Below are 20,076 nucleotides of genomic sequence, written 5' to 3'. Positions count from 1 at the left end.
AGAGGTGAAGAGGAGCGGGGATGTACCCCGGGGAGGTGCGGGCCACCGGAGCGGCCCGCACCTCCAGGGCCGGATCAGCTCTTGAAGCACTCCTTGTCGGTGCCCCGGTGCAGGGACAGCTTCAGGCCGGGAAGCTTGAAGGTGGCGGCGGTGGTCGCCCAGGCCTTCTGCTCCACGTTCGACAGCACCGCGTGGTCGGCGCGCTGGCCGAATCCGGTCGGGTACACCTTCTCCTCGGTACCGGGCTGGATGCCCGGCTTGCCCTTCCCCTTCGCGAGCGCGCCGGCGGCGACGCCGATGTCGATCTGGTCGAACTGGGCGTCCGCCTTCAGGTCCGAGACATCCAGGTAGATGCCCTTCGCGTAGACCTTCTCCTTGTCGGTACCGGCCGTGAGCTGGAGGGTGACCGGGCCGACGAACGGCACCTTGGGCGTCACGACGGACTGACACATGGCGGTGATGTACGCCTCGGAGAAGCCCGAGACGGCGACCGGCGCCGCGATGTCCTTGCCCTCGAGATCCTTGCCGTTGATGTAGCTGCCGTACTGGACGAAGTCCCAGCCCTCGAGCTGCTCCGCCTTGACCTTGAACTCCTGGCCGGAGATCGCGAACGACGCCGCCAGCGCGCCCTGCGCGAGGCCGACACCGATCGCGGCCGTAGCCATCACGCTCGGGACCATGACGACGGCGAACCGCTTCCATCTGGTGCCACCACGAACCTGGGACTGCATGAGAATCCTCCTTCTCGGACGTACATCTCCAGAAGGGGCGTGGGCCCGATCTGCGATGGGAGAAGAGCTACGTCCTCGGGAAGGGGAGCGCCGGGACGGCGGGCGGCGCGAAGCGCATCCCGGTCACCGGCGATCACCCCCGAGCGACAACCACGGGCCGCGCGGTGCGCGTGGCCCGACTTGGACAGGCCCCGTTCGGTGTGAGCGGGAACCCCCCTGTCCACGACCGGCGCCGGAGCACCGGTCCGCCCGGTGGGGACCTTCGCCGCGCCCCGGTTGGTTGCCGGGCGGTGCGGTTCGGACCGAGCGTGGCCGATCGTTGTCCATTCCGGGCGCCCGCACAAGGGGGGTCATTACTGGCTGGTAACGCGGGAGTGACCGCCCCGTGGCGGGACGGGATCGAACGGGCACGCTCGGTACGTTCGAACGGCGGAGGATATCGGCGGATCGCCATAGGAATGCGGACAGAACGCCCGACTTGATTTACTGCAAGTAACAGCGGCCGCGATTACCAAGTTTTGGTAAAGCGCGGCCGCCTTTTGTCACTCCGCTGCCAAATCGCCGGGCGATCCGGCGCTCCGGGCAAACCCCGGAGAGTCCTCAGAAGAGCACGCGGGCGAGGGCCTGTCGGGCCGCCGTCACACGGGGGTCCTCGGCGCCGATGACCTCGAACAGGTCGAGCAGCCGCACCCGCGCCGCGTCCCTGTCCTCGCCCGACGTGCGGCGCACGGTCTCCACGAGCCGCCCGAAGGCGTCCTGGACGTGACCGCCCGCCAGGTCCAGGTCGGCGGCGGCGCACTGCGCGGCGACGTCGGCCGGGTTCTCGGCGGCGTTCCTGCGGACGGCGGCCGGGTCCAGATCCTGTACGCGGGTGAGGAGTTCGGCCTGCGCGAGGCCGAGCTTGGCCTCCGGGTGGGCCGGGGCGTCGGCGAGCACGTTCTTGTACGCCTGGACGGCGCCCGCCAGGTCGCCCGCGTCGAGCGCGGCCATGGCCGCTTCGAGGAGGGAGTCGTACGGGCCGGCCGGGCGGGCGGGGGCCGCGGAGCCGGTGTCCGCGTCGGCGTCCACGGCGATGCCGGTGAGTCCGAAGCGCTCCTCGCCGACCGCGATCAGCTGGTCGAGGGTCTCGCGGATCTGGGCCTCGGGCACCGCGCCCTGGAAGAGCGGCAGCGCCTGGCCGGCGACCACCGCGAAAACGGCCGGAATTCCCTGGATGCCGAACTGCTGCATCAGCATCTGGTTGGCGTCGACGTCGATCTTCGCGAGCAGGAAGCGGCCGCGGTACTCGACGGCGAGCCGCTCCAGGAGGGGGCCGAGCTGCTTGCAGGGCTCGCACCACTCGGCCCAGAAGTCGAGGACGACCGGGACCTCGGCGGAACGCTGGAGCACATCGCGCTCGAAGCCCGCCTCGTCGACGTCGATCACCAGGGCGGACGGGGGCACGGCGGCGGAACCGCCCTGCCGGGCGGCTTCGGCGCGCGCCTGCTCCGCCTTCGCCTTGGCCTCTCCGGCCGCCTTCACCGCGGCGAGGTCGACGACGCCGCTCATGGACATGTTTCGGGGCTGCATGGCACCATCCTCCCCCCTCCGCGCGCGTAAGCGGTAAGCGGTGGCCGAACAGCGCCGTCCGCGCGCCCCCCGCCGGTGTGCGGGACGCCCTGCGGCACGGTCCGTCCGCCCTCTTCGTGTTTCTTCGTTTTTCTTCGTGTTTCTTCGTACTGCTCGGTTCGTGCCGGGTCCCCACCCGGCACCGTGGTCGTCGCTCGGGCCGCTCAAAGCCTTTCGCTACGCGTCGTAGCGTAACTGCCGGGGCGGAGGCGACGGGAGGGCGGGGGAACGATCCGTACGGTGAACTGCCTCACACCGCCGGGCCCTGGCACCTTGGCTACTGGCGGGTATGGTCGGCGTTCATGCGCAGCCGCACCGACCCCCGCACCGGCCGTACCGGGCGCCCCCGCTCCACCGAGGCCGACGCGGCCATCCTGGAGGCGACCCGCGCGGCACTGGTCGAACTGGGTTGGTCCAAGCTCACGATGGGGGACGTCGCGGGCCGCGCCGGGGTCGCGAAGACGACCCTCTACCGCCGCTGGACGAGCAAGAGCGAACTCGTGGTGGACGCGGTCGCCGTCCTCTTCGACGAGCTCGAACTCCCCGATCTGGGCTCCCTGCGGGCCGACATCGAGCACGTGGTGCTCCAGTTCGCGGCGCTCCTCGAACGCCCCGAGACCAAGACGGCCCTGATGGCGGTGGTGGCCGAGTCGACCCGGGACGAGCCGCTGCGCGAGCGCATCCGCGCCTCCATCGTGGACCGCCAGAAACGGCTGGTCCAGGAGGGGCGGATGCGGGCGCAGCGGCGCGGTGAACTCCCGCCGGACCGCGAGTTGCGGGCCATGGGCACCACGGACGACCTGATCTTCGACGTGATCGCGGGCGCGGTCGTGCACCGCGCCCTGGTGAGCGCCGAGCCGGTGGACGCGCCCTGGGTGACCCGCCTCTCGGCCCTCCTGGTGGGCGGCCTGGGCGCGGCGGCGTCCGGCGGCTGAGGCGCACGGCCGCCGGGGCGTACGGCGCGGACGGGGGCGGGGGCGGTACGGGGAGATCCGTACCGCCCCCGCCCCGTACCGCCCCCGCCCCGTGGCGAGCGGTCTCAGAAGCCCGGGGGCTCCGTGTAGACGCCCCACTCGTCGCGCAGGGCGTCGCAGATCTCCCCGAGGGTGGCCTCGGCGCGGACGGCCTCCAGCATGGGGGCGATCATGTTCGAGCCGTCGCGGGCCGCGGCCAGCATCGCGTCGAGCGAGGCGCGGACCCCGGCGTCGTCCCGGCGCGCCCTGCGCTCGCCGAGGACGCGGACCTGGTCCCGCTCGACCTCGTGGCTGACCCGCAGGATCTCCAGGTCCCCGGTGACGGAGCCGTGGTGGACGTTGACGCCGACGACCCGCTTGTCGCCCTTCTCCAGGGAGCGCTGGTACTGGAAGGCGGACTCGGCGATCTCGCCGGTGAACCAGCCGTCCTCGATGCCGCGCAGGATGCCGGAGGTCATCGGGCCGATCGGGTGCCGCCCGTCCGGGTGGACGAGACGGCCGCGCTCCTTGATCCGGTCGAAGATCTTCTCGGCGTCGGCCTCGATGCGGTCGGTGAGCTGCTCGACGTACCAGGAACCGCCGAGGGGGTCCGCGACGTTGGCGACGCCGGTCTCCTCCATGAGGACCTGCTGGGTGCGGAGCGCGATCTCGGCGGCCTGCTCGCTGGGGAGCGCGAGGGTCTCGTCGAGGGCGTTGGTGTGGAGGGAGTTGGTGCCGCCGAGGACGGCCGAGAGGGCTTCGACGGCGGTCCGCACGACGTTGTTGTAGGGCTGCTGGGCGGTGAGGGAGACGCCGGCCGTCTGGGTGTGGAAGCGGAGCCACTGGGCCTTGTCGGTCTTCGCGCCGTACACCTCCTTCATCCAGCGGGCCCAGATCCGGCGGGCGGCGCGGAACTTGGCGATCTCCTCGAAGAAGTCGAGGTGGGCGTCGAAGAAGAAGGAGAGGCCGGGGGCGAAGACGTCGACGTCCAGGCCCCGGGAGAGGCCCAGCTCCACGTAGCCGAAGCCGTCCGCGAGGGTGTACGCCAGCTCCTGCGCGGCCGTCGCCCCGGCCTCGCGGATGTGGTAGCCGGAGACGGAGAGCGGCTTGTACGCGGGGATCTCCGCCGCGCAGTGCTCCATGAGGTCCCCGATGAGGCGCAGGTGGGGCTCGGGCTCGAAGAGCCACTCCTTCTGCGCGATGTACTCCTTGAAGATGTCGGTCTGGAGCGTGCCGTTGAGCACGCCCGGGTCGACGCCCTGGCGCTCGGCGGCGACCAGGTACATGCAGAAGACCGGCACGGCGGGGCCGGAGATCGTCATCGAGGTGGTGACGTCGCCGAGCGGGATGTCCTTGAAGAGGACCTCCATGTCGGCGGCGGAGTCGATGGCGACGCCGCAGTGGCCGACCTCGCCGAGCGAGCGCGGGTCGTCGGAGTCGCGGCCCATGAGGGTGGGCATGTCGAAGGCGACGGAGAGGCCGCCGCCGCCGGCGGCCAGGATCATCTTGTACCGCTCGTTGGTCTGCTCGGCGTTGCCGAAGCCGGCGAACTGGCGGATGGTCCAGGTCCGGCCCCGGTAGCCGGTCGGGTGGAGTCCCCGGGTGAAGGGGTACTCGCCCGGCCAGCCGATGCGCTCGAAGCCCTCGTAGGTGTCGCCGGGCCGGGGCCCGTAGACGGGCTCGACGGCGTCGCCGGAGAGCGTGGTGAAGTCGGCGTCCCGCTTGCGGGCCTTGTCGTAACGGGCCTGCCAGCGACGGCGGCCCTCCTCGATGGCGTCAGCGTCCATGCTCCGAATTTACTAGGACGTCCTAGTAAATGTCGACGGGAGACCCCGCGCCGGTGTGGCGCGGGGCGGGGTTACGCCTTGGCGGGAACCGGCTGCGCGCCGCTGACCAGCGGAAGCGTCTCGCGGACGATCTTGCGCTCGACGAAGAAGGCGGCGAAGGGAATCGTCCCGGAGAGCAGCACCCAGAGGAGCTTGCCGAACGGCCACTTGGCCTTGGAGCCCAGGTCGAAGGCGAAGACCAGGTAGACGATGTAGAGGACGCCGTGGAGCTGGGAGACCGCGAAGGTCAGGTCCTCGCCCGTGTGGAAGCCGTACTTGGCCACCATGCACGCGCAGAGGATGAGGAGCATGACCGCGGTCACGTACGCCATGACGCGGTAGCGGGTCAGCACGCTGGATTTCATGGCTACGAGCGTAGACGTACGTTCCGGGCGATCTTCGCGCGGGTCGGGCCGCGTCGCGGTCCTCGCGCGGGTCACGCCTCGTCGAAGTCGTGTGCCGCGACCCGGAGCGGGCGGAGCATCGCGAAGATCTCGGCGCACTCCTCGGCGTCGTACGCGCCGAGTCCGAAGTCCATCCCCATCAGGTCGCGGGTGGCGGCCTCGACCACCTCGCGCCCCTTGTCGGTGATGGTGGCGAGGGTGCCGCGGCCGTCGTTGGGGTTGGGGCGCTTGGCGACGAGGCCGGACCTCACGAGCCGGTCCACCGTGTTCGTCACCGAGGTGGGGTGGACCATCAGCCGCTCGCCGATCTTGGACATCGGCAGCTCGCCCGCCTTGGAGAAGGTGAGCAGGACCAGGGCCTCGTACCGCGCGAAGGTCAGGCCGTACGGCTTGACGACGGCGTCGACCTCCGCGAGGAGGATCTGGTGGGCACGCATGATCGAGGTGATCGCGGCCATCGAGGGGACCGGGCCCCAGCGCTTCTGCCAGAGTTCGTCGGCGCGGGCGATGGGGTCGAAGGGGAGACTGAGCGGCTTCGGCACGCGACGACCTTACCCATGGGGAACATGGCGGACGGTCCCGTCTCGTCCTTCGGTCGAACCGGCGGGTTCCCCGTGCGGGCGGAAGGAGGCCCCGGAACGGCGGACCGGTTCCGGGGCTCCTCCCGCGAAGGGCGCTCAGCCCTCCAGGTGCCGTTCGACGGTGGCGACCTTGGCGTGCAGGCCGTCCGTCACGCCGGGGCGGATGTCGGCCTTGAGGACGACGGAGACGCGGGGCGCGCGGGCCTCGACGGCGGCGACGGCCCGCTTGACGACGTCCATCACCTCGTCCCACTCGCCCTCGATCGAGGTGAACATGGCGTCGGTGCGGTTCGGCAGGCCGGACTCCCGGACGACCCGGACGGCGTCGGCGACGTACGCGCCGACCTCCTCCCCCACGCCCAGCGGGGTCACCGAGAAGGCGACGATCACGCGTTCACCGTGCCCTCGCGGCGGGCGCGGGACGCGATGACCGCGTCCTCGGCCTCGCGCTTCAGCCGCCGCTCGGCGTAGAAGCCGCCCAGGGGCAGGACCGAGAGGACGAAGTACAGGGCGGCGGTGCCGAAGCTCCACCTGGTCCGGTTCCAGGCGTCCAGCCAGAAGAGGACGTAGAGGACGAAGAGGAGGCCGTGGACCGCGCCCATGACGGGCACCGCGTTGAACTCCGTCGTCCGCTTGAGCACCGAGCAGACCAGCAGGAGGAGGAACGAGACGGCCTCGGGCGCGGAGACGAGCCGGAGCCGGTGGAGGGAGGATGCGGTCTTGATGTCCACGGAGGGGGTCACCTTCGTTCGATCTTGTGAACGGATGCACAAGGGCGCGTCCATTGTGCACGCCGACTTTGCTGTCCCTTTAAGCGGGTCCCCAGTACCTTCGGCCCGTGACAACGTTCCGACTCCAGGGCAGCAAGGTGCTCGCCGTCTCCATGGCCGGCGACGCCGTCAAGGCGAAGAACGGCTCGATGGTCGCCTACGACGGCCAGATGGCGTTCAAGAAGATGAGTGGGGGTGGCGAGGGCCTGCGCGGCATGGTGACCCGCCGGCTCACGGGTGAGCAGATGGAGGTGATGGAGGTGCGGGGCCAGGGGACCTGCTGGTTCGCCGACCGGGCCTCGGAGATCAACCTCGTCTCGCTGCACGGCGACAAGCTGTGGGTGGAGGCGAGCAATCTGCTGTGCGCCGACGGGGGGCTGCGCACCGGCACGACCTTCACGGGTCTGCGCGGCGGGGCCACCGGCAACGGTCTCTTCACCACGACCGTGGAGGGGACGGGCCAGGCCGCGATCATGTCGGACGGTCCGGCGGTGGTGCTGCGGGTGACCCCGCAGTACCCGCTCCAGGTCGATCCCGGCGCGTACATCGCCCACCAGGGCAACCTCCAGCAGCACTTCCAGTCGGGGGTGACCTTCCGCACCTTCGTGGGCGAGGGCGGCGGCGAGGCGTTCCAGATCCGCTTCGAGGGGGACGGCCTGGTGTACGTCCAGCCCAGCGAGCGGAACACGATCGGGGGTGACGTCTGATGCCGTTCCGCGAGATCAACTCGAAGATGGTCGAGGCGACCGTCGTCCCGGGGCAGCGGATGTTCAGCCAGCGCGGCGCGATGCTGGCGTACCGGGGCGACGTCACTTTCACGCCGAACACGGTGGGGGGCCAGGGTGGCCTGATGTCGATGATCGGCCGCCGGGTGGCGGGCGAGGCGACCCCGCTGATGACGGTCGAGGGCAGCGGCACGGTGATGTTCGGGCACGGCGGCCACCACATCCAGGTGATCGCGCTGACCGGCGACACCCTGTACGTCGAGGCCGACCGGCTGCTCGCCTTCGACGGGTCCCTGGAGCAGGGCACGATGTTCATGGGCTCGCAGGGCGGGGTCATGGGCATGGTCCGGGGCCAGGTGACCGGTCAGGGCCTCTTCACGACCACCCTGAAGGGTCACGGTTCGGTGGCCGTCATGGCGCACGGCGGCGTGTTCGAACTGCCCGTCGTCCCGGGCCGCCCGGTCCACGTGGACCCGCAGGCGTACGTGGCCCACCACGGGGACGTGCGGAACAAGCTCTCCACCGCGCTCGGCTGGCGGGACATGGTGGGGCGCGGTTCGGGCGAGGCGTTCCAGCTGGAGCTGAGCGGCAGCGGCACGGTGTACGTGCAGGCATCGGAGGAGAAGCTGTGAGCACCCCCGTCATCCACGACCCGCAGACCCTGCCGTCGGACGACAACGTCAACCCGTACACGTTCTGCGTCGAGCTGAAGGGATCCCCGTGGTTCCTCCAGAAGGGCAAGATGATCGCCTATTACGGGCGGATCGAGTTCAACGGCGTCGGGCACGGGCGGCTCGACCGGCTGGTGCGGACGTCCTTCCACTCGCCGCTGCACGCGAGCGACTGGGTGGTGGCCGAGGGCAGCGGGAAGATGCTGCTCGCGGACCGGTCGTTCGACGTGAACTCGTACGACCTGGACGAGGGCAACCTGACGATCCGGTCCGGGAACCTGCTGGCCTACCAGCCGACCCTGGCGCTGAAGCAGTCGATCGTGCCGGGCTTCGTGACGCTGATCGGGACCGGCACGTTCGTGGCCGCGTCGAACGGGCCGGTGGTCTTCATGGAGCCGCCGCTGCGGGTGGACCCGCAGGCCCTGGTGGGCTGGGCGGACTGCCCCTCGCCCTGCCACCACTACGACCACGGCTACCTGACGGGCGTGATGGGCGGCCTGCGGTCCCTGACGGGGCTCGGCGGCACGTCGGGCGAGGAGCACCAGTTCGAGTTCGTGGGGGCGGGGACGGTCCTGCTCCAGTCGACGGAGCTGCTGATGGCGGAGCGGGCCGCCGGGCAGCCGCCGGCCGAGCCGGGAGTGCCGGGTGGTCACGGAGGGTACGGATCGGGCCAGGGTCAGCAGGGCTCGGCACCGCGCCTTCCCGGCCAGCTGGGGGACCTCCAGCGTCGTTTCGGGCTGTGAGCGGTAGTCTGCGGAGTGTGACGTCCCCGGACGTCCGCGCCGGTGGCGGAGCCGGGAGCCGGATCGGGGCGGGGCACCGGGTGCCCGGCGTCACGCTCCCAGACTTCGTCAAGAATTCAACTTCTTAGGTAGAATCCATACATGGAGACCGAGACGGCCACCCCGTGGCTCACCGACGGCGAGCAGTGTGCCTGGCGCACCTTCCTGGACGTCCAGAGGATGCTGGCGTACCAGTTGGAGAAGGACCTCCAGCCCTTCGGCCTGACGATGAACGACTACGAGATCCTGGTGAACCTCTCGGAGTCGGCCGAGCGCCGGCTGCGCATGAGCGACCTCGCCTCGGTCACCCTCCAGTCGAAGAGCCGGCTCTCCCACCAGATCACCCGGATGGAGAGCGCCGGGCTCGTCCGGCGCGAGAACTGCGAGTCCGACCGGCGCGGCCTCTACGCCGTCCTCACCGACCAGGGCATGGAGACCATGCGGAAGGTCGCCCCGCACCACGTCGAGTCCGTGCGCCGGCACTTCATCGACCAGCTCTCCCCGGAGGCGCTCGGCGACCTCCACGAGTCCCTGAAGCCGATCGCGGAGCAGCTGCGCGGACGGCGCGGCAAGCCGTAACCGGTCGCGTGTGCGGGAGGGGCCTCACCGGCCGGCCGGTGAGGCCCCTCCCGCACACGCGGGACGTTCAGCGGCCCGTCAGGCCCGCGACCAGCTCGTCGGCGGCCGCGTACGGGTCGAGGCCGCCCGCCGTGATCCGCTCCGCGAGCGCGTCCAGGCGCCGGTCGCCCCGCAGGTCCCCGATGCGCTCGCGCAGCGCCGTGACCGCGATGGTCTCGACCTCGCGGGCCGCGCGGGCGCGGCGGCGCTCCGCCAGGACCCCCCGCTCCTCCATCCAGGCGCGGTGCTTCTCCAGGGCCTCCACGACCTCGTCGATGCCCTCGCCCCGGGCCGCGACCGTCTTGACGATCGGGGGCCGCCAGTCGCCCGCCGCCCGCGCCTCGCCGAGGCCCAGCATGTGGTTCAGCTCCCGGGCGGTGGCGTCCGCGCCGTCCCGGTCGGCCTTGTTGACCACGTACACGTCGCCGATCTCCAGGATGCCCGCCTTGGCGGCCTGGATGCCGTCGCCCATGCCCGGCGCGAGCAGGACGACGGAGGTGTCGGCCTGGGCGGCGATCTCGACCTCCGACTGCCCGACGCCGACGGTCTCCACCAGGACCACCTCGCAGCCGGCCGCGTCGAGGACGCGGACGGCCTGCGGGGCGGACCGGGCGAGGCCGCCCAGGTGGCCCCGGGTGGCCATGGAGCGGATGTAGACGCCCGGGTCGGAGGCGTGCTCCGACATCCGGACCCGGTCCCCGAGCAGCGCTCCGCCGCTGAACGGGGAGGACGGGTCGACGGCCAGGACGCCGACGCGCTTCCCCGCCCGGCGGTACGCGGAGACGAGCGCGGACGTCGAGGTGGACTTGCCGACGCCGGGCGAGCCCGTCAGGCCCACCACGTACGCGCCGCCGGTGAGCGGCGCGAGCGCCGCCATCACCTCGCGCAGCTGCGGGGACGCCCCCTCCACGAGCGAGATCAGCCGGGCCACGGCGCGCGGCCGGCCCTCCCGTGCCTGGGCGACCAGAGCGGGGACGTCCACCATGTGCGTTGCTCCTTGGGTGCGGGACTACTTGCCGTTGCCGGGGACGCGGAGGATCAGCGCGTCGCCCTGGCCGCCGCCGCCGCAGAGGGCCGCCGCGCCGACACCGCCGCCGCGCCGCTTGAGCTCCAGGGCGAGGTGGAGCACGACCCGGGCGCCGGACATGCCGATCGGGTGGCCGAGCGCGATGGCGCCGCCGTTGACGTTCACCTTGTCGGAGGTGACGCCGAGGTCCTTCATGGACTGGACGGCCACCGCCGCGAACGCCTCGTTGATCTCGATCAGGTCGAGGTCGCCGACGGCGAGGCCCTCCTTCTTCAGCGCGTGCAGGATGGCGTTGGACGGCTGCGACTGGAGGGAGTTGTCCGGGCCGGCCACGTTGCCGTGGGCGCCGATCTCCGCGATCCACTCCAGACCCAGCTCCTCGGCCTTGGCCCGGCTCATCACGACGACGGCGGCGGCGCCGTCGGAGATCTGCGAGGAGGTGCCGGCCGTGATGGTGCCGTCCTTGGCGAAGGCGGGGCGGAGCTTGCCGAGGGACTCGACGGTGGTCTCGGCGCGGATGCCCTCGTCCTTGGCGAAGATCACCGGGTCGCCCTTGCGCTGCGGGATCTCGACCGGGGTGATCTCGGCCTCGAAGACGCCGTTCTTCTGGGCGGCGGCGGCGCGCTGGTGCGAGAGGGCGGCGATCTCGTCCTGCTCGGGACGCTTGATGCCCAGGCGGGTGTTGTGCTTCTCGGTGGACTCGCCCATGGCGACGCCCTCGAAGGAGTCGGTGAGACCGTCGTACGCCATGGCGTCGAGCATCTCGATCGCGCCGTACTTGAAGCCCTCGCGGGACTTCGGGAGCAGGTGCGGCGCGTTGGTCATCGACTCCTGGCCGCCGGCGACCACCACGTCGAACTCGCCGGCGCGGATCAGCTGGTCCGCGAGGGCGATGGCGTCGAGCCCGGAGAGGCACACCTTGTTGACGGTGAGGGCCGGGACGTTCATGGGGATGCCGGCCTTGACGGCGGCCTGGCGGGCGGGGATCTGGCCGGCGCCCGCCTGGAGCACCTGACCCATGATCACGTACTGCACCTGGTCGCCGCCGATGCCGGCCCGGTCGAGGGCGGCCTTGATGGCGAAGCCGCCGAGTTCGGCGCCCGAGAAGGACTTGAGCGAGCCGAGCAGGCGACCCATGGGCGTGCGGGCGCCCGCGACGATCACTGAGGTGGTACCGGTCGTTCCAGACATGAGGCACGGCCCCTTGGGATGAGAGGTGAACGAGAGGGGGATCCGGGGGGTGTCCCCCCAAAACGGAGGTGCACCGCCAATGTACTGAGGGGCGCGGCGCCCGGTCATCGGCCCGACGGTGTGACGGCGCGCACGTTGCGTAACCACTCCTCCGGGGTTGCACTGGATCCATGCTGACGCGAATCGACCACATCGGGATCGCCTGTTCCAACCTCGACGCGACCGTCGAGTTCTACCGCGCGACCTACGGTTTCGAGGTCTTCCACACCGAGGTCAACGAGGAGCAGGGCGTCCGCGAGGCCATGCTCAGGATCAACGGCACCTCGGACGGCGGCGCCTCCTACCTCCAGCTCCTGGAACCGACCCGGGAGGACTCGGCGGTGGGCAAGTGGCTCGCCAAGAACGGCGAGGGCGTGCACCACATCGCCTTCGGCACCGCCGACGTGGACGGCGACGCCGACGCCATCCGGGGGAAGGGCGTACGGGTCCTCTACGACGAGCCCCGCACCGGTTCCATGGGCTCCCGGATCACCTTCCTCCACCCCAAGGACTGCCACGGCGTCCTCACCGAACTGGTCACTTCGGCCGAACCGTCCGCCGGCCACTCCCCGGCGGAGCACTGACCACCGGATTCCCGGCCCGGTAGAGTGGGCGGCTCCGGGCCGGGGCCGGTCGGGGCTGCCCCGCGTGGCACCGAAGTCGGGATGTCGGGGTCGTCCGATCTGCCACGATTCCCCGGGGGTCCGTCCTCGTCCGGGGGGACGGTGCTCAGCAGGAGTGTCGCGACCAGGGGACGGGTGGGACCGCGCAGTGCGGGGCTACGAACGCCAGGAGAGCCACCGGGCTGAAGACGACCATCTCGCCAGGTTCGAAGCCGAGATGGACCGGCTGAAGACCGAGCGGGAGAAGGCCGTCCAGCACGCCGAGGACCTCGGTTACCAGGTCGAGGTCTTGCGTGCCAAGCTCCACGAGGCACGGCGCACCATCGCGTCCCGGCCCGCGTACGACAGCGCCGACATCGGTTACCAGGCCGAGCAGATGCTGCGGAACGCGCAGGCGCAGGCCGAACAGCTGCGCCAGGACGCCGAGCGCGAGCTGCGCGAGGCGCGGGCGCAGACCCAGCGCATCCTCCAGGAGCACGCCGAGCACCAGGCGCGGCTCCAGGCCGAGTTGCACAACGAGGCCGTCCAGCGCCGCCAGCAGCTCGACCAGGAGCTGAACGAGCGCCGCCAGACCGTCGAGGCGCACGTCAACGAGAACGTCGCCTGGGCCGAGCAGCTCCGCGCCCGTACGGAGGCGCAGGCCCGCAGGCTGATGGAGGAGTCCCGCGCGGAGGCCGAGCAGGCGCTCGCCACCGCCCGCGCCGAGGCCGCCCGGCTCGCGGAGGAGACCGGCCGCCGCGCCGGCGCCGAGGCGGAGGCCGCCCGTGCCGAGGCCGAGGCGATCCTGCTGCGCGCCCGCAAGGACGCCGAAAGGCTCCTCGCCAACGCCGCGGGCCAGGCGCAGGAGGCCACCAGCCACGCCGAGCAGCTGCGCTCGTCCACCACCGCCGAGACCGACCAGGCCCGCCGCCGGGCCACCGAGCTGTCCCGCGCCGCCGAACAGCGCATGCAGGAGGCCGAGGAACGGCTCCGGCTCGCCCGCGCCGAGGCGGAGAAGGCCCTCACCGAGGCCAAGGAGGCCGCCGCCCGGCAGCTCTCCGCCGCGGAGTCGGTCAACGAGCAGCGCACCCGTACCGCGAAGGCGGAGATCGCCCGGCTCGTCGGCGAGGCCACCAAGGACGCCGAGGCGCTCAGGGCCGAGGCCGAGGAGAAGCTGCGCGAGGCCACCGCCCAGGCCGAGAAGCTGGTCACGGAGGCGACCGAGAAGGCCCGTACGGCCGCCGCCGAGGACTCCGCCGCCGCGCTCGCCAAGGCCGCCCGCAGCGCCGAGGAGATCCTCACCAAGGCGTCCGAGGACGCCCGGGAGACCACCCGCAAGGCCGCCGAGGAGGCCGAGCGGGTGCGCCGCGAGGCCGAGGCCGAGGCGGACCGGCTGCGCACCCAGGCCGAGGAGCAGGCGGACGAGCTGCTCGGTTCGGCGAAGGACGACACCCAGGAGTACCGCGCCAAGACCGTCGAGCTCCAGGAGGAGGCGCGGCGGCTGCGCGGCGAGGCCGAGCAGCTGCGCGGCGAGGCCGTCGACGAGGGCGAGCGCATCCGGGGCGAGGCGCGCCGCGAGGCCCTGCAGCAGATCGAGGAGGCGGCGAAGACCGCCGAGGAGCTGCTGTCCAAGGCCCGTACGGACGCCGAGGAGCTGCGGACGAAGGCCGGCGCCGAGAGCGAGAAGGTCAAGTCCGAGGCGATGGAGCGCGCCCAGACGCTCCGGACCCAGGCCGAGGAGACCCTGGAGCGCACCCGCGCCGAGGCCGAGCGGCTGCGCGCCGAGGCCGAGGAGCAGGCCGAGTCCGTACGGGCGGCGGCCGAGGAGGCCGCGGCGGGGCTGCGCGCGGACGCCGAGCGGGCCGCCGAGGCCCGGCGCGCGGAGGCCGCCGAGGAGCTGACCCGGCTGCACGCCGAGGCCGGGGCGAAGGTGGCGGCGGCCGGGGAGGAGCTGACCGACGCGCGGGCCGAGGGCGAGCGCATCCGGCGCGAGGCCGCCGAGGAGACGGAGCGGCTGCGGACCGAGGCCGCCGAGCGCATCCGCACCCTCCGGGAGCAGGCGGAGCAGGAGGCCGAGCGGCTGCGGGCCGAGGCCGCGGCGGACGCGACCGCCGCGCGCACCGAGGCCGAGACCGCGGCGGTACGGCTCCGCGAGGAGGCGTCCGGCGAGGCCGAGCGCCTGCGGTCGGAGGCCCAGGAGACCGCCGACCGGATGCGGGCCGAGGCCGCCGCCGCCGCCGAGCGGGTGGCCGCCGAGGCCGCCGAGGCGCTGGCCGCCGCGCAGGAGGAGGCCGTACGGCGCCGCCGGGAGGCCGAGGAGACGCTGGAGTCGGCCCGTTCCGAGGCCGGCCGGGAGCGCGAACACGCCCGGGTGCGGTCCGAGGAACTGCTCGCCGCCGCCCGCAAGCGGGTCGAGGAGGCGCAGGCCGAGGCGCAGCGGCTGGCCGAAGAGGCGGACGCGCGGGCGGCCGAGGTGGTCGCCGCGGCCGAGCAGACCGCCCAGGAGGTGCGGGAGTCGGTGGCCGGTCTGCGCGAGCAGGCCGAGGAGGAGATCGCCGGGCTGCGGTCGGCGGCCGAGCACGCCGCCGAGCGGACCCGTACCGAGGCGCAGGAGGAGGCGGACCGGGTCCGCGCCGACGCGTACGAGGAGCGGGAGCGGGCGACCGAGGACGCGGCCCGTGTCCGGACGCTCGCCCAGGAGGAGACGGAGGCCGCGAAGGCGCTGGCCGAGCGGACGGTCACGGACGCGCTCGCCGAGGCGGAGAAGCTGCGGGCGGACACCGCCGAGTACGCGCAGCGGGTGCGGACCGAGGTGACGGACTCGCTCGCCGCGGCCGAGCAGGACGCGGCCCGTACCCGGGCGGACGCCCGGGACGACGCGAACCGGATCCGTTCGGAGGCCGCGGAGCGGGCCGAGACGGTGGTCGGCGAGGCGCGGGCCGAGGCGGACCGGCTCACCGCCGAGGCGGCCGGGCTGAGGGAGACCGCCGAGCAGGACGCCCTGCGCCTGCGCGCCGAGGCCGAACGGATCAGGGCCGAGGGCGAGGCACACGCGGAGACCCTGCGGGCGGCCGCGCTCGCGGACGGCGAGCAGGTCCTCGACGAGGCCCGCAAGGCCGCCGACAAGCGGCGGAGCGACGCCGCCGAACAGGCCGACGCCCTCCTCGCGGAAGCCACGGGCGAAGCCGAACGGCTCACCCGCGAGGCGGAGGAGCTGAGGGAGACCGCCGAGCGGGACGCCCTGCGCCTGCGCGCCGAGGCCGAGCAGATCAGGGTCGACGGGGAGGCGCACGCCCAGGCGCTGCGGGCGGCCGCTCTCGCGGACGGCGAGCAGGTCCTCGACGAGGCCCGCAAGGCCGCCGACAAGCGGCGGAGCGACGCCGCCGAACAGGCCGACGCCCTCCTCGCCGAGGCCACGAACGAGGCCGAACGGCTCACCCGCGAGGCGGCCGAACTGGCCGAGTCGGTCGTGGCGGAGGCGCGCGCCGAGGCGGAGGGGACCGTGGGGTCCGCGCGGCGGGACGCCGAGGAGATCCGCGCCGGGTCGGAGCGGGTGCGGGCGGACGCCGAGGCGGCGGCCGAGCGGATGCGGGCGGAGGCCCGCGAGGAGGCCGACCGGGTCCTGGACGAGGCGCGGGAGGCCGGGGCCAAGAAGCGTTCGGACGCGGCCGAGCAGGCGGACCAGCTCGTCGCCAAGGCCCAGGAGGAGGCGCTGCGCGCCACCACGGAGGCCGAGGCGCAGGCGGACCTGATGGTCGGCGCGGCCCGCAAGGAGGCCGAGCGGATCGTCGCCGAGGCGACCGTCGAGGGCAACTCGCTGGTGGAGAAGGCGCGTACGGACGCGGACGAGCTGCTGGTCGGGGCGCGCAGCGACGCGACCGCCATAAGGGAGCGGGCCGAGGAGCTGCGGGGCCGGATCGAGAGCGAGATCGAGGAGCTGCACGACCGGGCGCGGCGCGAGACGGCCGAGCAGATGAAGACGGCCGGCGAGCGGGTCGACAAGCTGGTGAAGGCGGCGACGGAGCAGCGCGCCGAGGCCGAGGAGAAGGCGAAGGAGATGCTCTCCGAAGCGAGTTCGGAGGCGAGCAAGGTCCGGATCGCCGCCGTGCGGAAGGCGGAGGCGCTCCTCAAGGAGGCCGAGCAGAAGAAGGCGTCGCTCGTCGCGGAGGCCGAGGGCATCAAGGCGGAGGCCGAGCGGATGCGGGCCGAGGCGGAGGCCGAGGCGGCGGAGACGATCGCGGAGGGCAAGCGCGAACTGGAGGTCCTGGTGCGCCGGCGCAAGGACATCAACGCCGAGATCTCCCGTGTCCAGGACGTGCTGGAGGCGCTGGAGTCCTTCGAGGCCCCGGGCGGCGCGAAGCCGTCGGGGGCGCCGGGCGCCAGGGCGGGGGCCCCGGCGGGTTCCACCCGTACGGGCGGCAAGTCCCAGGACGGCTAAGCCACTCAAAAGACTGGACATTCTCCGGGCCAAACCGGCATACGCTCGATGACACGCCGCTTCGGCCCCTAGGATTCCCTCTAACACCTCACCGGTCTCATTCGACAGGAACCCCATGAGCGACACTTCCTCCCCCTTCGGCTTCGAGCTCGTGCGGCGCGGTTACGACCGCGGTCAGGTGGACGACCGCATTACCAAGCTCGTGGCCGACCGCGACAGTGCCCTTTCCCGCATCACCTCTCTGGAGAAGCGCATCGAGGAGCTGCACCTCGAGACGCAGAACGCCCAGGCGCAGGTCACCGACGCCGAGCCGTCGTACGCGGGTCTGGGCGCCCGGGTCGAGAAGATCCTCCGGCTCGCCGAGGAGGAGGCCAAGGACCTGCGCGAGGAGGCCCGTCGCGCCGCCGAGCAGCACCGCGAGCTGGCCGAGTCGGCCGCCCAGCAGGTGCGCAACGACGCGGAGTCGTTCGCCGTCGACCGCAAGGCGAAGGCCGAGGACGAGGGTGTCCGGATCGTCGAGAAGGCCCAGGGGGAGGCCAACTCGCTGCGCGCCGAGGCGCAGAAGGACGCGCAGTCGAAGCGCGAGGAGGCGGAGGCCCTCTTCGAGGAGACCCGCGCCAAGGCGGCCCAGGCCGCCGCGGACTTCGAGACCAACCTGGCGAAGCGCCGCGAGCAGTCGGAGCGGGACCTGGCCTCGCGTCAGGCGAAGGCCGAGAAGCGCCTGGCGGAGATCGAGCACCGGGCCGAGCAGCTCCGCCTGGAGGCGGAGAAGCTGCGGACCGACGCGGAGCGCCGCGCCCGCCAGACGGTGGAGACGGCGCAGCGCCAGGCCGAGGACATCGTGGCCGACGCGAACGCCAAGGCCGACCGCATCCGCAGCGAATCGGAGCGCGAGCTGGCGGCCCTGACGAACCGCCGGGACTCGATCAACGCGCAGCTGACCAACGTCCGCGAGATGCTGGCCACGCTGACCGGCGCCGCCGTGGCGGCGGCCGGCTCCCCCGTCGACGACGAGCGCCAGAGCGGCGTCCCGGCCCAGCAGACCCGGTGACCGCACGCCGGTAAACAGGGGTGCGAAGTCCGTCGAAACCCTCCGTCATTCCGGTGGCGGAGGGTTTTGCGCGCCCGTAGGTTGGACGCATGATCGAGCTTGAGGGCCTGACCAAGCGTTACGGGGCGAAGACCGCGGTCGACCATCTGTCCTTCCGGGTGCGGCCCGGTGTGGTGACCGGCTTCCTCGGACCGAACGGGGCGGGCAAGTCGACGACGATGCGGATGATGCTGGACCTGGACAACCCGACGAGCGGGACGGTCCGGATCGACGGCAGGCACTACCGGGAGCTGGACGAGCCGCTGAAGCACATCGGGGCGCTGCTCGACGCCAAGGCGATGCACGGCGGCCGTTCGGCGTACAACAACCTGCTGTGCCTGGCGCAGTCGAACCGCATCCCCCGGAGCCGGGTGGACGAGGTGCTCGGCCTGGTGGGGCTGACCCCGGTCGCGAAGAAGAAGTCGAAGGGTTTCTCCCTCGGCATGGGGCAGCGGCTCGGCATCGCCTCGGCACTCCTGGGCGATCCCGAGATCCTGATGTTCGACGAACCCGTCAATGGTCTGGACCCCGAGGGAATTCACTGGATTCGCCATCTGATGAAGGCGCTGGCCGCCGAGGGGCGGACGATCTTCGTTTCCAGTCATCTGATGAGCGAAATGGCGCTGACGGCCGATCACCTGATCGTGATCGGGCAGGGAAAACTGCTGGCCGACACGTCGATGGCGGATTTCATCCAGCAGAATTCCCGGAGTTATGCGCGGCTGCGCTCGCCGCAGCGGGAACGGCTGCGGGACGTGCTGCACGCGAACGGCCTCACCGCGGCCGAGGCCGACGACGGCGCCCTGGAGGTGGACGGGGCGACGACCGAGCGGCTGGGCGAGCTGGCGGCGGAGAACGGGATCGTGCTGCACGAGCTGAGCGCCCAGCGCGCCTCGCTCGAGGACGCCTTCATGCGGATGACGGCGGGCGCGGTGGAGTACCACGCGCACGGCACCGACGTACACGGCGGCGCCGCGGCGCCCGGCCCCCGGTGGGGCACGACCTCCGAGGGAGTCTGAACGATGACAGCGGCATCCGCGGTCCTCCGCTCCGAGTGGACCAAGATCCGGACGGTGGCGTCGACCGTCTGGACGCTGGCGAGCGCCCTGATCGTCACGGTGGCGATGAGCGCGGCCCTGTGCGCGCTCGTGGCGCACACCTTCGACGACATGAGCGAGGCCGAGCGGCTCACCTTCGACCCGACCCTGATCAGCTTCTCGGGGACGGCCCTGGGCCAGCTGGCGATGGTGGTCTTCGGCGTCCTGGTGGTGGGGACCGAGTACTCCTCCGGCATGATCCGCACCTCGCTGGCGGCCGTGCCGCGGCGGTCGGTCTTCCTCTTCTCGAAGATCGCGGTGGCGGCGGTGCCGGCGTTCGCCGTGGGCCTGGCGACGAGCTTCCTCTCCTTCTTCCTGGGACAGGCCCTGCTCGGGGAGCACGGGACCACGATCGGCGCGGACAACGTGCTGCGGGCGGTGGTCGGCGGCGGGCTCTACATGGGGCTGATCGCGGTCTTCTCGATGGGGGTGACGGCGATGCTGCGCTCCTCGATGCTCTCGCTCGGCATCCTGATGCCCTTCTTCTTCCTCGTCTCGCAGATCCTGGCGCAGGTGCCGAAGGCCAAGGAGGTGGCGCGGTACTTCCCGGACCAGGCGGGTTCGAAGATCATGCAGGTCGTGCCGGGCGCCATGGCCTCGGACGAGGCTCCGTACGGCCCGTGGGGCGGGCTCGGGATCATGGTGCTCTGGGTGGTGGCGGCGCTCGCCGGCGGCTACCTGGTGCTGCGGAGGCGGGACGCCTGATCCCGGAAGGGAGGCGGGACGCCTGATCCCGGGAGGGAGGCGAGGCGCCCGGACCTCCGGAGGGGACGGGGCGCCCGAGCCCCCGGGAGGAAGCGCCCCCGGTCCTCCGCGTTTGGCCGGAACCGTCAACGGCTCGATAAGCTCCTAGCTCATACGGGGGGCTCCGGCCGACGGCCGCCACGCCCCGAAGAGGACGCGACCGACCTGTCGATGGGGCT

Annotated in this window: 19 protein-coding genes; 10 read left to right on the top strand and 9 right to left on the bottom strand. The window is 72.2% G+C overall.

Going from position 1 to position 20,076, the window contains the following annotated elements; genetic code table 11:
- Positions 1-74 precede the first annotated feature (74 nt).
- Positions 75-731, bottom strand: coding sequence for a DUF6230 family protein (locus tag ACZ6AQ_RS15540; protein ID WP_468760274.1), 657 nt, complete (start codon positions 729-731; stop codon positions 75-77).
- 600 nt (positions 732-1,331) lie between these two features.
- Entirely contained in the window at positions 1,332-2,300 is a 969-nt protein-coding gene (locus ACZ6AQ_RS15535) for a tetratricopeptide repeat protein (protein WP_468760273.1), read from the bottom strand.
- 341 nt (positions 2,301-2,641) lie between these two features.
- Here ACZ6AQ_RS15535 and ACZ6AQ_RS15530 point away from each other — a divergent pair, with 341 nt between their 5' ends.
- Positions 2,642-3,274 (top strand): TetR/AcrR family transcriptional regulator, encoded by a 633-nt coding sequence (locus ACZ6AQ_RS15530; protein WP_468760272.1) that lies wholly within the window; start codon positions 2,642-2,644, stop codon positions 3,272-3,274.
- A 104-nt stretch (positions 3,275-3,378) separates the two neighbouring features.
- Here the strand turns inward: ACZ6AQ_RS15530 and ACZ6AQ_RS15525 are convergent, their stop codons facing one another.
- The 5 genes from ACZ6AQ_RS15525 to ACZ6AQ_RS15505 form a co-directional block, all read right to left on the bottom strand.
- The gene (locus ACZ6AQ_RS15525) at positions 3,379-5,079 is read right to left on the bottom strand and encodes an acyl-CoA mutase large subunit family protein (RefSeq protein WP_468760271.1); all 1,701 of its coding nucleotides are present in this window, start codon (positions 5,077-5,079) and stop codon (positions 3,379-3,381) included.
- Between the two features lie 71 nt (positions 5,080-5,150).
- Positions 5,151-5,483 carry a DUF3817 domain-containing protein gene (locus ACZ6AQ_RS15520; protein WP_468760270.1) on the bottom strand — a complete coding sequence of 111 codons (333 nt, stop codon included), beginning with the start codon at positions 5,481-5,483 and terminating at the stop codon, positions 5,151-5,153.
- Between the two features lie 71 nt (positions 5,484-5,554).
- Positions 5,555-6,064, bottom strand: a complete 510-nt coding sequence (locus ACZ6AQ_RS15515) for a MarR family winged helix-turn-helix transcriptional regulator (RefSeq protein ID WP_468760269.1) — start codon at positions 6,062-6,064, stop codon at positions 5,555-5,557.
- A 135-nt stretch (positions 6,065-6,199) separates the two neighbouring features.
- A complete protein-coding gene (locus tag ACZ6AQ_RS15510) occupies positions 6,200-6,493 on the bottom strand; it encodes an MTH1187 family thiamine-binding protein (protein WP_388689031.1) in 294 nt (97 codons plus the stop codon).
- Positions 6,490-6,834, bottom strand: a complete 345-nt coding sequence (locus tag ACZ6AQ_RS15505; protein WP_467385518.1) for a DUF3817 domain-containing protein — start codon at positions 6,832-6,834, stop codon at positions 6,490-6,492. The genes ACZ6AQ_RS15510 and ACZ6AQ_RS15505 overlap by 4 nt, the downstream gene beginning before the upstream one ends.
- Positions 6,835-6,941: 107 nt before the next feature.
- Between ACZ6AQ_RS15505 and ACZ6AQ_RS15500 the strand changes: the two genes are divergently transcribed.
- The 4 genes from ACZ6AQ_RS15500 to ACZ6AQ_RS15485 all read left to right on the top strand — a co-directional run bounded on the left by ACZ6AQ_RS15500 (position 6,942) and on the right by ACZ6AQ_RS15485 (position 9,630).
- Positions 6,942-7,580 carry an AIM24 family protein gene (locus ACZ6AQ_RS15500; protein ID WP_468760268.1) on the top strand — a complete coding sequence of 213 codons (639 nt, stop codon included), beginning with the start codon at positions 6,942-6,944 and terminating at the stop codon, positions 7,578-7,580.
- Positions 7,580-8,230, top strand: coding sequence for an AIM24 family protein (locus tag ACZ6AQ_RS15495; protein ID WP_388689027.1), 651 nt, complete (start codon positions 7,580-7,582; stop codon positions 8,228-8,230). Before ACZ6AQ_RS15500 ends, ACZ6AQ_RS15495 begins: the two co-directional genes overlap by 1 nt.
- The gene (locus ACZ6AQ_RS15490; RefSeq protein WP_468760267.1) at positions 8,227-9,012 is read left to right on the top strand and encodes an AIM24 family protein; all 786 of its coding nucleotides are present in this window, start codon (positions 8,227-8,229) and stop codon (positions 9,010-9,012) included. Before ACZ6AQ_RS15495 ends, ACZ6AQ_RS15490 begins: the two co-directional genes overlap by 4 nt.
- A gap of 141 nt (positions 9,013-9,153) precedes the next feature.
- Positions 9,154-9,630, top strand: coding sequence for a MarR family winged helix-turn-helix transcriptional regulator (locus ACZ6AQ_RS15485; RefSeq protein WP_468760266.1), 477 nt, complete (start codon positions 9,154-9,156; stop codon positions 9,628-9,630).
- A 67-nt stretch (positions 9,631-9,697) separates the two neighbouring features.
- Here ACZ6AQ_RS15485 and meaB read toward each other — a convergent pair whose 3' ends face one another.
- Together meaB and ACZ6AQ_RS15475 are read right to left on the bottom strand one after the other, a co-directional pair.
- Positions 9,698-10,654: a methylmalonyl Co-A mutase-associated GTPase MeaB gene (gene meaB / locus ACZ6AQ_RS15480; RefSeq protein ID WP_468760265.1), complete on the bottom strand. Its 957-nt coding sequence runs from the start codon at positions 10,652-10,654 to the stop codon at positions 9,698-9,700.
- 24 nt (positions 10,655-10,678) lie between these two features.
- On the bottom strand, positions 10,679-11,887 hold the full coding sequence (locus ACZ6AQ_RS15475) for an acetyl-CoA C-acetyltransferase (protein WP_468760264.1): 1,209 nt from the start codon (positions 11,885-11,887) through the stop codon (positions 10,679-10,681).
- 170 nt (positions 11,888-12,057) lie between these two features.
- On the opposite strand from ACZ6AQ_RS15475, the gene mce reads away from it, so the two are divergent.
- From mce to ACZ6AQ_RS15450, 5 genes are all read left to right on the top strand, one after another.
- A complete protein-coding gene (mce, locus tag ACZ6AQ_RS15470; RefSeq protein ID WP_388689019.1) occupies positions 12,058-12,510 on the top strand; it encodes a methylmalonyl-CoA epimerase in 453 nt (150 codons plus the stop codon).
- A 187-nt stretch (positions 12,511-12,697) separates the two neighbouring features.
- Complete coding sequence (gene scy / locus ACZ6AQ_RS15465) at positions 12,698-16,966, top strand: polarized growth protein Scy (protein ID WP_468760263.1); 4,269 nt, start codon at positions 12,698-12,700, stop codon at positions 16,964-16,966.
- A gap of 115 nt (positions 16,967-17,081) precedes the next feature.
- Positions 17,082-18,017 carry a coiled-coil domain-containing protein gene (locus ACZ6AQ_RS15460; RefSeq protein WP_388689015.1) on the top strand — a complete coding sequence of 312 codons (936 nt, stop codon included), beginning with the start codon at positions 17,082-17,084 and terminating at the stop codon, positions 18,015-18,017.
- Between the two features lie 89 nt (positions 18,018-18,106).
- Positions 18,107-19,075, top strand: coding sequence for an ABC transporter ATP-binding protein (locus tag ACZ6AQ_RS15455; RefSeq protein WP_468760262.1), 969 nt, complete (start codon positions 18,107-18,109; stop codon positions 19,073-19,075).
- A 3-nt stretch (positions 19,076-19,078) separates the two neighbouring features.
- Positions 19,079-19,858, top strand: coding sequence for an ABC transporter permease (locus tag ACZ6AQ_RS15450; protein ID WP_388689011.1), 780 nt, complete (start codon positions 19,079-19,081; stop codon positions 19,856-19,858).
- The last annotated feature ends 218 nt before the right edge of the window (positions 19,859-20,076 follow it).

The organism is Streptomyces sp. NPDC041191 (genome assembly GCF_055591945.1).
The sequence above is the reverse complement of the archived record's forward strand: the minus strand, read 5'-3'. Positions and strand labels throughout refer to the sequence as shown.